This window comes from Corynebacterium kroppenstedtii (assembly GCF_016894245.1).
In the GTDB taxonomy this organism is placed as follows: Bacteria; Actinomycetota; Actinomycetes; order Mycobacteriales; family Mycobacteriaceae; genus Corynebacterium.
On sequence record NZ_CP069792.1, the window covers coordinates 138,037 to 151,793 of the forward strand.

13 protein-coding genes are annotated in these 13,757 nt (G+C 55.1%); 7 read left to right on the forward strand and 6 right to left on the reverse strand.

The genetic code is table 11. The features are described from left to right. Positions 1-20: 20 nt before the first annotated feature. Entirely contained in the window at positions 21-1,724 is a 1,704-nt protein-coding gene (locus I6J23_RS00700; protein ID WP_239454926.1) for a dolichyl-phosphate-mannose--protein mannosyltransferase, read from the forward strand. 43 nt (positions 1,725-1,767) lie between these two features. Here the strand turns inward: I6J23_RS00700 and I6J23_RS00705 are convergent, their stop codons facing one another. The 3 genes from I6J23_RS00705 to I6J23_RS00715 all read right to left on the reverse strand — a co-directional run bounded on the left by I6J23_RS00705 (position 1,768) and on the right by I6J23_RS00715 (position 3,659). Next, entirely contained in the window at positions 1,768-2,577 is an 810-nt protein-coding gene (locus tag I6J23_RS00705; protein ID WP_204582145.1) for a zf-HC2 domain-containing protein, read from the reverse strand. 87 nt (positions 2,578-2,664) lie between these two features. Then, positions 2,665-3,075 carry a DoxX family protein gene (locus I6J23_RS00710; RefSeq protein WP_204582146.1) on the reverse strand — a complete coding sequence of 137 codons (411 nt, stop codon included), beginning with the start codon at positions 3,073-3,075 and terminating at the stop codon, positions 2,665-2,667. A 92-nt stretch (positions 3,076-3,167) separates the two neighbouring features. After that, on the reverse strand, positions 3,168-3,659 hold the full coding sequence (locus I6J23_RS00715; protein WP_204582147.1) for a DoxX family protein: 492 nt from the start codon (positions 3,657-3,659) through the stop codon (positions 3,168-3,170). Between the two features lie 114 nt (positions 3,660-3,773). Here I6J23_RS00715 and I6J23_RS00720 point away from each other — a divergent pair, with 114 nt between their 5' ends. Then, positions 3,774-4,880, forward strand: coding sequence for a lipoate--protein ligase family protein (locus I6J23_RS00720; RefSeq protein WP_204582148.1), 1,107 nt, complete (start codon positions 3,774-3,776; stop codon positions 4,878-4,880). Positions 4,881-4,950: 70 nt separating this feature from the next. Here I6J23_RS00720 and I6J23_RS00725 read toward each other — a convergent pair whose 3' ends face one another. Continuing rightward, positions 4,951-6,342, reverse strand: a complete 1,392-nt coding sequence (locus I6J23_RS00725; RefSeq protein WP_204582149.1) for an FtsX-like permease family protein — start codon at positions 6,340-6,342, stop codon at positions 4,951-4,953. Continuing rightward, positions 6,343-7,071, reverse strand: coding sequence for an ABC transporter ATP-binding protein (locus I6J23_RS00730; RefSeq protein ID WP_204582150.1), 729 nt, complete (start codon positions 7,069-7,071; stop codon positions 6,343-6,345). It lies immediately after the preceding gene. 131 nt (positions 7,072-7,202) lie between these two features. On the opposite strand from I6J23_RS00730, the gene I6J23_RS00735 reads away from it, so the two are divergent. The 5 genes from I6J23_RS00735 (at position 7,203) to I6J23_RS00755 (ending at position 12,960) form a co-directional block, all read left to right on the forward strand. Continuing rightward, positions 7,203-8,063, forward strand: coding sequence for a sensor histidine kinase (locus I6J23_RS00735; protein ID WP_239454927.1), 861 nt, complete (start codon positions 7,203-7,205; stop codon positions 8,061-8,063). After that, positions 8,063-8,737: a response regulator transcription factor gene (locus I6J23_RS00740; protein ID WP_204582151.1), complete on the forward strand. Its 675-nt coding sequence runs from the start codon at positions 8,063-8,065 to the stop codon at positions 8,735-8,737. Before I6J23_RS00735 ends, I6J23_RS00740 begins: the two co-directional genes overlap by 1 nt. A gap of 120 nt (positions 8,738-8,857) precedes the next feature. Beyond that, the gene (gene fepB / locus I6J23_RS00745) at positions 8,858-9,922 is read left to right on the forward strand and encodes a Fe2+-enterobactin ABC transporter substrate-binding protein (RefSeq protein ID WP_204582152.1); all 1,065 of its coding nucleotides are present in this window, start codon (positions 8,858-8,860) and stop codon (positions 9,920-9,922) included. A gap of 70 nt (positions 9,923-9,992) precedes the next feature. Continuing rightward, the gene (locus I6J23_RS00750) at positions 9,993-11,237 is read left to right on the forward strand and encodes an alpha/beta hydrolase-fold protein (protein WP_204582153.1); all 1,245 of its coding nucleotides are present in this window, start codon (positions 9,993-9,995) and stop codon (positions 11,235-11,237) included. 301 nt (positions 11,238-11,538) lie between these two features. Next, positions 11,539-12,960: an MFS transporter gene (locus I6J23_RS00755; RefSeq protein ID WP_204582154.1), complete on the forward strand. Its 1,422-nt coding sequence runs from the start codon at positions 11,539-11,541 to the stop codon at positions 12,958-12,960. A gap of 119 nt (positions 12,961-13,079) precedes the next feature. On the opposite strand, the gene I6J23_RS00760 is transcribed toward I6J23_RS00755, so the two are convergent. Then, the gene (locus I6J23_RS00760; RefSeq protein ID WP_204582155.1) at positions 13,080-13,607 is read right to left on the reverse strand and encodes a DUF805 domain-containing protein; all 528 of its coding nucleotides are present in this window, start codon (positions 13,605-13,607) and stop codon (positions 13,080-13,082) included. Between the last annotated feature and the right edge of the window lie 150 nt (positions 13,608-13,757).

The following is a 13,757-nucleotide window of genomic DNA, read 5'->3' on the forward strand; positions in this document are numbered from 1 at the left end:
CGGCTGGCATACTAATTGCCGTGACTGCCCGGAATTCTTCGCCGACACCTCTCATTTCGCCCTACCGGTGGGCCCAAATCGTGATAGGCATTATGGCCTTTTTGACGCGATTCATCGGTTTGGGTTCGCCGACGGATAAAGGTGCCCCGGTCTTCGACGAAAAGCATTACGCACCGCAAGCGTGGCAAATGGTGAGATCGTGGAGTAACCCCTTCGTTGGTGGAATTGAAGAAAATCCCGCGTACGGCTTGGTGGTGCACCCGCCCGTGGGCAAACAGATCGAAATGATGTCCGAGTGGCTCTTTGGCTACAACGCGTTTGGGTGGCGGGCGGCCTCCGCGACCTGTGGCGTCATCATCATCCTACTGATTATGGGCACCGTGAAACGCTTGGCGGACTCCACCATGATCGCCTGCATGGCGGGCATTATCGCCGTCTGCGATGGCGTTCTACTAGTCACACAACGTACGGCAATGCTGGACGTTTTCCAATGCTTATTTGTGGTGGCGGCGGCATATCTGTTGGTACGCGATGCACAACAGATGCAGGACCGGATGAAAAAAGTCCGTCATGAAGACCGAATGTCGGATTCGCCCTGGGGGCCACGCATGGGATATCGGTGGTGGAGATTCGCCGCCGGAATCAGCATTGGTTTGGCTACCGGAGTGAAATGGTCAGGTCTCTTCTACATTTTCTTCTTCGGATTGCTGTCGGTCATGGCCGATGTGGCTCGCCGGCGTCGCTTCGGCGTGCAACGCCCCGTGGTGGGAACGCTGCGTAGAGACACATTCCCCGCGATCGCATCGCTGGCTATTCTGCCCCTAGCGGTCTACATGTTCACGTGGCGCGCCTGGTTTGCTGACGAAAACAGTGTGTACAGGCATGCTAAAGAATCGGGGCTCATTGAGGATGGAAGCATTCTGAAACACGTTCCCTCTCCTTTGAGTAACTGGCTGTACTACCAGCAGCAAGTGCTTCAGTTCCATGCGACCTTAACGAATTCCAATGGGCATTATCATCCGTGGGAATCCAAACCGTGGTCCTGGTTGGCCTCTACACGGCCCATGGTTTACTACGACTCCGTTCACGACGACGGTACCCACTACGCGCAGATGCTCTTCGGCACACCCATTATTTGGTGGATATCTGTTCCTGTCATCGCGTGGGCCACGTGGTGTTGGATTGTCGGTAAAGATCGGCGCTGGGCTGTGCCGGTTGTCGGGTATGCCGCCGGATTCCTGCCGTGGCTCACGGATGTAGACCGCCAGATGTACTTCTTCTACGCAACGAACATGATCCCATTCCTGATCATGGCCATTGCGCTGTGCCTGGGGCAGCTATATTCGTGGTCCATCGCGGATTCTCGTTTAAAGAACCGCTCATTGGGCAAGCATCTAGGGAGCTACCTTTTAGGGCGTCGACGGGGGCTTTCTCGCCGACGTCGGGCTGGTGCTCGTCGGCCTGATGTCGCAGGAAAACCAGGTTCGTCGCGCATTCGACCGAGCGCGGCACGGGCGTCGGGAAGTGTAGCGATGCTCACCGCTCCATCTTCGCGCTGGGCGCGTGTGAAATCGTTGTGGATCAATGACACCGGGTCCATCCTGGTGTGTCTCTATCTGGGTGCGGTGGTCGCGATGTTTATTTACTTCCTCCCACTCATGGTTGCTATGCCTTTGTCCGGCTCTGAATGGGATGCCCATATGTGGCTTCCGAGCTGGAAATAAACCTCGCTCCTCGGACGTAGACGGGAAGACATCGTTACGTGACCTACTGATCCCCCATGTGACGGTGAACATCGTCATTGGCTTCGTCAATAAGGCGGGCTGTTTCCCTGGCATCTGAAAAAGTAGACTTCACGGGCCGGGCGCTAAACGATTTTAGGGAGCCAGTCACGTCGCCAGCGCTGACCCCGAAGTGGCTGAACCAGCACCACACCATGACAAGGACGGTCACAATGAAGAGAACGAGGCCCATGAGCTGCTGCGGTGTGGCAAGCCCGAGAACGATGTCTCTGGAGGCGAAACCCGCTGTAAAAGCCCATAGGGCACCGAAGAGGGGAATCATTCCAGCGGTCATGCGTGGACGCCATGAACACCAAAAGAGCGAAAAACCCAAGGATAAACGCATCGCGGCCGCGTCGATAAATAACCGTGCAAGGTCTGGGTCATGAGAATCTCCCACTGCTCCATCCGAGTCGCTGCCCGACGGAACTGGGGTGCCGGTGAGCGTGGTCGAATGGCTCAGCAAATATATGGCCCAACCCACATAAATGAGTCCGAGAACAATGAGGACTATCCGCGATAGTGATAGTGAAATGATTCGCCATGAACGGTGGCGCGGTAGTTGATCTTCCGGTACGGATTGGACGAGGGACTCGGAAAAATCGGGGATAGATTCGGAGTCATCAGCGGGAGCGATCCGCAAGGTGCGCCCTAGCATCAATGCTTGTGTGTACCAGTTTTGGCAGTCTTCGCATTCAGCCAAGTGGGCGTCAATCACGTCGTCGTCCCAGGTTGCACGGGACCGTTCACCATCTATGCGCGCTGACAGTGCTTGACGCACCTCATTGCACTCCATAATTCCCCTTCGTCATGCGGATCACAGTCCGTCACCTCAGGACCACCACCCCAGAACAGCCGTTCCACGGCAGCCGACCCAGGATCGTCAGGATCGTCGTTGGAAGAAGTAATCGAGGCTAGCCCGGCCGGCACCAAAGATGGCGATCACTATGAGAGTAACCACGAGGAGTGCGACGAATTCCACTCCACCATTTGCGACAAAGAAGCCTCGATGAAGATGGACAAACCAGAGTGCACCGACCATGTCCATGATGAGGACAACAGAGGCAGCAGGTGCCAGGATCCCCACAAAGATCATGGCGCCGCCGATCATTTCGACGAATGAGACCAGAGCAGCGATCAGCTCTGGCTGAGGGATCCCCAGCTGATCAAATTGTCCCCCGGTTGCGGATAAGCCCGTCATCATCGCTTTATCCCAGCCGTGAGCAATGAAGATCAAACCGACGACAATGCGCAGCAAGAGAAGTGCCGCGTCACGAACCTCCGGTTTATTCATAAACACGACCGTACCCGAGCTGAACCCGTAGCCGGAAAAAAGGGGTTTCCGCACATCGCGGAGATGAACATCGGGGTGATGATGACCCCGTTTTATGTGAGGGTAGGTTCTACGCCCTCACGGAGCTGGCTGATCTCAGTGCGTGCGGGTGCCTCGGAGGAGTTCTTCTTCCTGCCAAACAGGAACTTATCGACGCTGACCGCGCCGGCCCCGGCCAAGAGGAGCAGAAGTGCACATGCGCCCAGGATGAGGACGTATTCGAAGCCGCCATCGCTGCTCCACAGTCCGGCGTCCTTGTGCGCGAACCAGAACGCTCCTGCCATATCGATCAATAGGACAAAGCTGCTGAGACGAGTGAGAAGCCCCAGGATTAAAAGAACGCCAGTGACCAGTTCACCCCAGCTTGCCAGGGTTGCTGCGACATCCGTGGCCGGGATGTTCATGGCGTCGAAGGAGTCGCGGGTGCTTCCCCATCCCTTAGTGACGGCGTTTTGCCAGCCATGCATGACAAAAATAAAACCAAGGACCAGGCGGAAGATAAAGAGGCCTGCGTCACGGAAGAAAGGATCCAATTTCGTTGACATATCAACTACATTAGCAAAAATAGTCAAACCCGCATAGAAAGAGAAACATTATTATGGGTAGCCAAACCCTTGCCCCCCTAAAGAACTTACGTGAGACCACCTATAATCGGGCGCATGTCAACAGATACTCAGCACTCGTCGGATACTCAGCCCTCGCCGTTACGCCCTATTCACTTTGAGCTCAAAGTGCCTGGCGGGAAACTCATTGTTATTGACACCACCGTCGAGAATGACACCATCACATCTTTACGCCTCTCCGGGGACTTCTTCCTCGAGCCCGATGAAGCCTACGACGAAATTGCCCCGGCATTGGTAGGAACAAAAACGTCCGCGTCCACTGAAGCATTTGAATCGCGATTAAATTCCGCATTAGCTCATTTCGACAATCTCGACCTCGAGGGATTAACCATTCATGACATTGCCGTCACCGTGAAACGAGCGGTCTCCGGCGGCAAAGACTTCACCGATTACGAATGGGACATTCTTCGCCCCGGCGTCCTCCCCACCCCAGTCAACGTCGCTCTTGACGAGCTGCTCTTAAACCAGGTCGCCGATGGGCGTCGCGGCCCCACCCTTCGTTTTTGGGAATGGGACGATAAGGCCGTCGTTTTTGGTTCTTACCAATCGTATTCAAATGAATTAAACCAAGAGGGAATCGACAAATACGGAATTACTCCGGTGCGTCGAATCTCTGGTGGCGGCGCCATGTTTATGGAGGGCGGAAACTGCATTACCTATTCGCTCTACGCGCCCATCGAACTGGTCCAGGGTTATTCGTACGTCGCATCCTACGAATACCTCGACCAATGGGTACTAGCAGCGTTAGCCAAGCATGGCGTCAACGCCTGGTATGTACCCATTAACGACATTACCTCCGACGGCGGAAAAATCGGGGGAGCTGCGCAAAAACGCCGTCGCGGAGCGATCCTGCATCACACCACGATGAGCTACAACATTGACGCCGACAAAATGATGGATGTCCTTCGTATCGGGAAGGTCAAGGTGTCATCGAAAGGATTAGCGTCGGCTAATAAGCGCGTTGATCCTTTGCGGCGGCAAACTGGTGTTCCCCGTGAGACGATCATCGACACCATGGCTCAAGAGTTCATGACGCGGTACGGAGCGACACCCGCGTCGCTGACAGACGCGGATATCAAGGAAGCGGAGGAACTGGTCAGCACCAAATTCGGTAATGACGCATGGACGAAGAGGATTCCGTGACGACTAGGCGCGATACCTGGACCGTGATACCTAGGCCGTGATACCTGGGCCCTAAAGCCCGGGCCGTCGGCTAGTCATTCCGGCGAACATGCTGAGTGATCTGCTTCTGACGCAGGGGGTCAACACATACTGTTGCGACCACCGACAACACCAGGCTTATAACGAAAGCGCCGATAATCCACGTTAATTGCGGCCCGACTGAGGGTTTCTTGACGAACTGCCCGTAGGACGTCCAACCCAAATACAAGCCGAAGAGGAACGTGAAACCACTGGTCATGAGAAGCGGATAAAAGGTCTGCTTTATCGCCACCCGCCTATGCAGTGACGACGGGACACCTATGAAATCGAGTGCACGGGTGAGCTCCGCTTCTTCAAAAACGGTGGATGCCTGGTTCAGCAAGGTTCCACTGATCGAAATGAGTAAGCCAACACCATAAGTAACGACTGCTCCAGTGAATGTGTCCCGACTGACCGTGGGGTCACCCAACTCCTCCCCCGGATTCTTCGGCATGATCGCCACGTACCCCAACAAGAGCGCGAGGAAAGTCAGGGCATTCGTCCGTTTCCATGCGGTACGTCCGTCAGTCATGACTCGACGCGTCGCCAAGAAATTGAATTTTCCGGGAAGAACGCTAGAGATACGGGCTGCGAGCTGGATGAGCCAGGGAACCACAAGGTTGATGCCGAGAATGAAGAGACACACGATCACGGCGAGGATAGTCAGAGTCCAGCCGAAATTGTTGTAATCAGGTCTAATCTGGGTCATAACGAAGCGGGAAATCACAACGATCCCGACAAATATGATGAGACGCCAGAATCTGAGTGCTGTGGGAATGTCCCGCTTCGAGACTCCCAGCGGCGACACCATAACACGCTTGAGGCCAACCACTGCAGCTACCGCTGCAAGGACAAGGATGATTACCCATAACGCCGGATAACCCCACCACGGTAAGAGAATTTCCCAGAGACCGATGCGGGTGTTTTGAAAAGTAACTAGCGACCACGCTGGTGCCGCGACGACGTACAGCACAGTTCCAAGCGCCAAACCGGCGAATGCCAACGCACTGGTTTCCGCCAAGGTGAGTCGCGTGATGTCACGGTTGGACAACCCCAGCAACCTAAGTGTTGCTAATCGCCTCTCGCGGCCGGAGGCCCCTAAAACCGCTGATTGCGCTACCAGGGACATCATCGCGGGAACAACAAACACACAGGCGAATACCGCAAGTCCTACATAGGTCTGCCGTAACTCATCACTCATCCCGTGGAGTGATGCCACCGAGGGCCGACGATAGCGTTCGTAGAACATCCACGTCCCGCCGGCAACGGTCATAGCCATCCACGTACTCACGGTGAAGGCAAACACCGCTAACGCAGAGAGCCACTTATTCCCCGTCCCCGCCCTATAGGACGCTTTTTGCAATTGAACACCCAGGTGAGAGAGCGTCGATAAGGAAACGGCCATTTAACTCACCGCCCCTGACAACATGCGATCGTCATGAATAATGCCATCGCGAATTTCAATTCGACGCTGGCACCAATTCGCGACACTCTGATCGTGGGTCACCATCACCAACGTGGAGCCGGCCTGCTCGGTAATCGCAATCAGCTGCTGCATGACTTCATGGCCGGTCGATTGGTCAAGGGCGCCTGTCGGCTCATCGGCAAAAATAATTGCCGGTTTAGCTGCGATGGCTCGGGCGATGGCTACGCGTTGCGCTTGACCTCCAGACATTTTCCCTGGCCTGCGACGAATCAGCTTCCCGAGCCCCAGGCGCTTGAGCATGTCGGCGGCGTCAGCATAGGCTCGCCTACGAGACTTGCCCTGCAAAATGGCCGGGAGAGCCACGTTTTCCTGCGCCGTGAGCTCTGGAAGAAGTTGACCGTCTTGGAACACAAACCCGAATTTACGCAGCCGGAGCGCTGACCTTTTCGCATCATTCAGCCGTGAAACGACGGTATCGCCGTACCGGATATCACCGTCGTCCGGGACAAGCACACCGGACATGCAATGCAAAAGAGTGGACTTGCCCGAACCCGACGGGCCCATGACCGCGACGGATTCACCCTGGCGAATCTCCAAGGAAATACCCGTCAAAACTGGGGTTGAGGTGAACGATTTCGTGATGTCGTGGACAACCAGCGAAGACTGAGAGTAGCCCTGCTGGCTCTGTTGCGCGTTGTGATCTTTCATGACACCTATTTCACAGTTTGTTCACCGAGTTCACCACAGCTCTAGCGCCCGAATCGTGGTAGATCTAGCACTACCCCCATCGCTGGTAATGAGGGTGCGGCCGCTACTCACGCGGGGTTTAAGTTTCTATCATGGCACACATGGCATTATCAGCCTGGCAACGATTATCGGACCACCTACGACCCCGAAACCGGTCCGCTCATTCACGGTCGCATGAAAGTGTGGCAGCCGAGCGCATTAACGAGTTAACGACATCGCGCCGGGCCATTGCCGATGCCTACGAGGTTGAACGTCGTCGCATAGAAAACGACCTCCACGACGGGGCTCAGCAATATTTTGTGGCTGCGTCACTTAAGCTCGGGGAAGCCGAACTTGAGGCAGAGAATGGGACCGCAGAGCTGCAACGACTCCTCGAGGAGACGCGCTCGCACCTTGACGATGGGCTCCATGCTCTTCGTCGAACCGTCCACGGCATTCACCCTCAAGTACTGCGCGACCAGGGCTTATATGCCGCGGTTCAGGAGATCGCCGAGTCATACGGTCCGAATATCGCCGTGCACTGTCCGCATAAACTCCCTGACCTTCAGCCGAGCGTGTTGGCGTCGGCCTATTTCTTCTGCGCCGAGTGCCTGACCAATGCCGCAAAATACGCTCCCGGCGCGCCAGTGACCGTCCTACTAATCTCGGACAAGGATTTACGGATTTCTATTGTGGACGAGGGGGACGGCGGGGCTCACTTAGGCCCAGGATTATCGGGAATGCGTGAGCGTTTGGCTGCCTTCGGAGGTTCCATGGAGTTGAACTCCCCAGTTGGTGGGCCAACGGCGGTTACTGCGTCGATTCCTGTCATGCTCAATCGAGGGCAAAGTGGATATCCCATAACCACGTCCACACGATCGCGTGATGCGAAACTGAACACGACGATGGGTGGGGCCGACCACTACAGACCGAGGTCTGATGGGAACGTCGACCAGCTCGGTGAGGATTCATAATGAAAATAGTCATCGCCGACGATTCCGCCTTGTTGCGCGAAGGCGTCGCAGGGTTAGTTGAAAAACGCGGATATGAGGTTATTGCGAAGCCGACCTCTGCCACGGAATTACTCGATGCCGTGGCGAGTCTCGGCGATAATCGCGCTTTACCTGATCTCCTCATTACCGACGTACGTATGCCTCCTGACATGCGCGAAGATGGTTTACGAGCGGCCCTTCAGCTGCGCGAGCGTTTTCCATCATTAAGCATCATGGTGCTCTCCCAATACGTGGCTCCTGCTTATGCCCGTGAACTTTTCACACCTGGAACCGCCCACGGTGCAGGCACGGGCTATTTGCTGAAAGATCGGATCGGAAAAGTCAAAGACTTCCTGGAGTCCATCACTATCGTCGCACAGGGCGGAGTAGTCATCGATCCCGATGTTGCGACAGCGCTGATGAAATCCGGACGATCAGGTTTGCGACTGCTCACCGCGCGCGAACGTGAAGTCATGGAACTGATGGCGCGTGGAAAATCCAATGCGGAAATTTCACAGGACCTGTTCCTTTCCGGTGCCGCGGTGGCGAAACATGTGTCCAATATTTTCTTAAAGCTCAATCTCGAGCCGGGGGAAGATAACCGGCGGGTGCGCGCGATTTTGAAGTATTTGACTGAAACGACAGGCTTGATCTGACCCGGTTAAACGATAAACCTGCAGTCCATTCCGGCTCTAAATTTGAGGCTATCTTTACTTTTGCACGTCCACTAGTATGGTTACCCTCATTTGTTTGTTTCTCTAGAAGGAGTCGCCTTCGTGTCCCGTTCCAGGTCTCCCCGTCGCTTACGCTCATTGCGGGCGGTTGTGGCGTCAACACTCGCCGTATCACTCATCATGGGTACAGCCGCATGCTCGCGCAATGAGGATTCAACCCAATCGTCATCGGATACGGCCTCTTCTTCATCTTCTGAATCAGGCCAGAGCTCATCCACGCAGGCCAACGAAACGTGGCCACGGACGGTGGCCACAGACCACGGGGAGGTCAAAATCCCGGCCAAGCCGAAGAAGGTCGTCTCTGCTGCAGTAACGCTGACTGGTTCCTTGCTTGCCATTGGGGCACCGGTCGTGGCGTCGGCAGGTGGACAAAAGGGCACGCCTCTCACGGATGACAATGGTTTCTTCACTCAGTGGTCCCAGGTTGCAGACAAAGAGCATGTGAAGGTCCTGGACCTCAACCCGTCGGCGGAAGCCATACTTGCTGAAAAACCTGACTTGGTTGTGATGTCCTCGACTGGCCAAGACGCCACGCCTGACCTCTATGAACAGATTTCCGAGGCTGTTCCCACGGTGATGATCGACTATTCCGATAAAGACTGGCAGGATGTCGCTACCATGTTGGGGAAAGCGACAGGCCTAGAGAAGAAAACGTCGAATGTCATTAAGAAGTTTGATGACACCGCGGCTGAAGCTCGTAGTGAGATCAAGAAGCCTTCGCAACCGGTTACGCCGTTGGTGTACACGCCGCAAAACAAGTCTGCACGTGTGTGGACAAAGGACTCCGCACAGGGCAAGTTGCTGACCAAGCTAGGGTTCACCCTTGCCGACGTTCCAGAAAGCGCGCGCGGATCGAATTCGATGGGACCCCGGTCTGACGTTTATGTTGTCTCCGCTGAGAATTTACCCACTGCGGCCACCGGGAAGACTGTGTTCCTCTTCGCCGCGGATGATAAAGCTGTAAAGGAATATAAGAGCAATCCGGTGCTGGCCGATACCCCCGCCGTCAAGAACAAGTCCGTGTATTCCATGGGCACTGACACGTTCCGGATGGATTACTACAGTTCACTGGCCATGATTGACCGTTTAGAGGACTTGTTCGATTAAGACTCCCCATCACGCATCGTTGAGATCAAATCCCGTTGCTTGCCCGGGGCCGACTGCCACCACTCGAACCTTGGTTTTCTGGTGGCAGGAGCCACAAGCCCCTGACGCGCAACCATCACTGTCGCGTGGCGACGGCCGTCGTCGTCACTATGGGACAGTCTTTTTCCACCTCTCTGGGGTTCATGATCACCACGATGCTGCACTCCACCGGATGACGGATCACCACGATGGGTGGTGGTCATTCACGGTGACCGTACCGTCAGATCTCTGCGGCTCCTACTACATCATGCCTGCGGAAACGGTTCCCGACGAGATTGTGGAGACTCCCCGTCACCACGATCCTCATCAACGCATCGATTTTCGGGCGCGCTGGAAAGCCCTCATGAAACTCATGGTGGTCGATCCATACGCACAGATACCTCCCCTGTGGTCGTCATGTTCCGCGTCCGGTACTGACCATTTCTACAGCGCGAAGTCATCTGGAATTGTTCAGCTCGATGACGCCTTGCCAGAACCTGGGTGGGGCGCCGTGGACGTATCGGAGGCGTCTACTAACAACACGATGGCCCAGTTCACCCCCTACACATGGCACTCGTCGTCGGAGTTTTTCCAGGACAGACATGTATGGGTGAGGACTCCGATCGCCAATCGAACTGATAACCGGCAACGTCGACCGTGGCTGCTCATCCTTCTCGACGGTCAAGACTGGTGCGAGGCGCACACTGGTTTTGACTCAGCGCTCCGCGCGCTCGAAATCAGCGGTAGCATTCCCAACGTCACTGTGGCGGCCATCGAAACGACAGACTCCGCTGTGCGCGGACAGAACCGCCTACGCGATCTTGGCTGCAATCCTGCATGGAGAAGTGCGCTCAAGGACTACCTCATCCCCGCGATCACGCGAGACTATGACATTTCCGACCCCTACGTCATTGTTGCTGGCCAGAGCCTTGGCGGGCTATGTGCCGTCGACTGCGTCATTGAGAGCCCCGAATCGTTCCATGCTGCTATCGGGTGTTCGCCATCATTCTGGTTTCCGACGCGACAGGGGCCGCAGCTACCCGGCCCACTTGGCGGGCTCATCGCGGAGAAGCTCCAGAACCAAGCCACTTTGGCGGCACTCGCGCAGAATAATTCACGGTTCTTCTTCGACGTGGGAACCGGCGAAGGGTTCATGGAGTCTCATGCGCGCGCGGTCGTCGAGGGGCTGGAACGAGCCCATATTCGGCACCACTTCGATGTATCCACGCATGGTCATGATCCTGCAGCGTGGCGGGGAGCACTAACGCGGGGACTCTGCTTTATTGCGACGCGGTAGCGCTCCCAAAAAGCGCGTTATGAAAAGCAGCGCCAATTCCCACACTTTGCTCGGAATCAATACCTCATTCTCACACCTTAAATAGGGTGGTTTTGTTTTTTATCTTTCAGAAAAACTTGGGTGCGCAGCCCAAAAACTAGGCTGGAGTTAGTGGGTCAGCAACAACGCCTCTCACTGGTTGACGCCGATTTTCAACCCCAGCATCCGCTGTTAGCTGACCATTTTTATGCGCAGCATGCCCACCTCACAGGACGTGTTGCAGATATTTCATTCATCTGCCTACTTTTGGAGGCGACTTATCATGGCCGATGAACTAACTGGCACCACATTCGAACAATCCACTACCGAACGCGGTCGTGAGCTCTTGGCCCGCATGGATCGCTTCCCTGCTTGGCCACTGCGCAAGCGTGATTTTTTCGTTATCGGTATCGCATATTTCTTCGTTTTTTATGACATCAGCGATATCGGTTTCGCCATGCCAGCTATCGACGAGCAAATGAATCTGGGCCAGGACATGTCTCTGTTCGTGGCCCTGGCCGTTGGTCTCGTGGGCTACATTATTGGCTCACTCCTCGCTGGCTGGCTCTCTGACGCGAAGGGAAGGAAAGTCTCTTTCATCGGTTCCCTCGTTTTTTCCGGAGCGGGATCTCTCCTCTGCGGATTCTCTTTCACGGTGTGGGACTTGTCGCTCTGGCGCTTCTTAACCGGCATGGGCGTGGGAGCAGCCCTCAACTTAGCTTCCACCTACGTCGGCGAAATTGCACCAGCTAACCAACGCGGCAAGCTTTCCGTCGCCACCTTTATGGTCGGCATTATTGGTCAAGCGATCACACCGTTCGTCGCCCTAGCATTGGTTCCGAACTTCCACACCGGGTGGCGCTGGCTATTCTTCATCGGCGCACTTGTCGGCGTCTTCGGCGTTCTCTTTGCCCTAGCACTCCCCGAGTCGCCCAGGTGGTTAATCTCCCAATGGCGATGCGATGATGCCGAAAAGATCATCGAGAAGATGGAAGAGAACTTCACGCCTGAACAGTTGCGCAAAGGGCAGAAAATTCGCGAAGAATTCCGGAAAGAGGTTGAAAAAGAAGAAGAGAGGCAGGATCGCTCCCTTGGGCTCACCGGAACAGACAGCACCCCGTCACTCACTGAAGGAAAGTACCTGCGCACGGCCATTGTCATGGCCCTGATGTGGTTCCTGTGGTACATCGGCAATTATAGCTTCCTAGGTGATGCCCCTGACCTCATTTCATCACACGGTGAAGATATTGCTGGATCAATTCTGTACATCGCGATCGGCGCAATCGGCTACCCAACCGGCGCGCTCATCATGATCTTTATCTCCGATAAATTCGAGCGTAAGTACCTCATTTTCGTCTCCACCCTCGTATGGGCGGCAGGCATGCTGTGTATTGCGACGCTCGCTAGCGCGTTTATGGTTACGCTTGGTTCATTCTTGGCTTCTATGGCGCTGGGGTCCTACCTCCAGATGGGCTACACCTTCACAGCAGAGTCCTTCCCCACCACCTTGCGAGCCCGCGGGTTCTCCATCGCAGATGGTTGTGGTCACCTCGGTGGCGCGGTTGGCTCACTCCTCCTGCCCTTCGTTGTTAATCAGGCGTCATTTTTCGCTGGCTTCGCGATGATTGCACTGACCGGTGTCGCCGCCGGATTGCTGGCATTGACAGGGCCAAAGTCGTCGTCGAGGTCGTTGGAAGACATCTAACCCCGCTCTAATACGAATCATGGCGGGGTTGTGCTTCCCCGCCATGTCAAGGCCCAATTCTCGGGTCCTTCAACACGTGACTTTCTTCTCAGTCACGTGTTTTCTTAGTTACGTGATTATCAGACGGCAGGTGAGAGATTTTCTTTGTCGTCCCACTTTTCTTTCATCTTCTCGGGCCTCGACGGGAAAACCGTCATGATGAAATACGCTATAACACCAATACCCGTGAAGATAATGAAGTACCACGGTCCGGCAAAGCCAGCATCATGCAAACGTCGCCACGTGAGCGAAAGACTCGGCACCAAAATAATCAAATTAAAGATAGCGGTGGCGATCCCCACTGGATTGTTCACATCATCCGGATCCACACCCACACTAAGCGCTACTACGGAAACCGCAGCGTAAATAAGGAACAAGACCAACTGAACCCACCAGTATTCGGACCTTGAGGAACGTCCCTTGAACCGAAAAGCTCTGGTGACGAATCTCTTGACGGCTGCAGGCAAACTTGCGCCGTAGAAAGGCTGCGACAATGGTGGCTCACCATCGTACTCAGGGGCATCATCGGGGCCGTGGTATCCACCTGGAGTACCAGCTCCGTAGTGTTCGGTGTCATTCTGCGACGGGAATGGCTGCATATCAGTCATGTTCCCTACCCTAACAATTTTTCTCATCATTTTTTAGGCCAAAATCAACGATTTTAACTTTTTTAACTCAATCGGAACGCTGGGTTAGCGCCACACATCGCCACACGTGATGGAATACATCTCACTCATACGTGTTGGATCTAACCGGGA

What these genes read in the sequence shown, in the direction of transcription:
- I6J23_RS00740 (WP_204582151.1), top strand. Translation starts at nt 8,063, where the DNA reads ATGAAAATAGTCATCGCCGACGATTCCGCCTTGTTGCGCGAAGGCGTC.
- I6J23_RS00730 (WP_204582150.1), bottom strand. Translation starts at nt 7,071, where the DNA reads ATGAAAGATCACAACGCGCAACAGAGCCAGCAGGGCTACTCTCAGTCT.
- I6J23_RS00755 (WP_204582154.1), top strand. Translation starts at nt 11,539, where the DNA reads ATGGCCGATGAACTAACTGGCACCACATTCGAACAATCCACTACCGAA.
- I6J23_RS00735 (WP_239454927.1), top strand. Translation starts at nt 7,203, where the DNA reads ATGGCACACATGGCATTATCAGCCTGGCAACGATTATCGGACCACCTA.
- I6J23_RS00720 (WP_204582148.1), top strand. Translation starts at nt 3,774, where the DNA reads ATGTCAACAGATACTCAGCACTCGTCGGATACTCAGCCCTCGCCGTTA.
- I6J23_RS00705 (WP_204582145.1), bottom strand. Translation starts at nt 2,577, where the DNA reads ATGGAGTGCAATGAGGTGCGTCAAGCACTGTCAGCGCGCATAGATGGT.
- I6J23_RS00710 (WP_204582146.1), bottom strand. Translation starts at nt 3,075, where the DNA reads ATGAATAAACCGGAGGTTCGTGACGCGGCACTTCTCTTGCTGCGCATT.
- I6J23_RS00725 (WP_204582149.1), bottom strand. Translation starts at nt 6,342, where the DNA reads ATGGCCGTTTCCTTATCGACGCTCTCTCACCTGGGTGTTCAATTGCAA.
- I6J23_RS00715 (WP_204582147.1), bottom strand. Translation starts at nt 3,659, where the DNA reads ATGTCAACGAAATTGGATCCTTTCTTCCGTGACGCAGGCCTCTTTATC.
- I6J23_RS00760 (WP_204582155.1), bottom strand. Translation starts at nt 13,607, where the DNA reads ATGACTGATATGCAGCCATTCCCGTCGCAGAATGACACCGAACACTAC.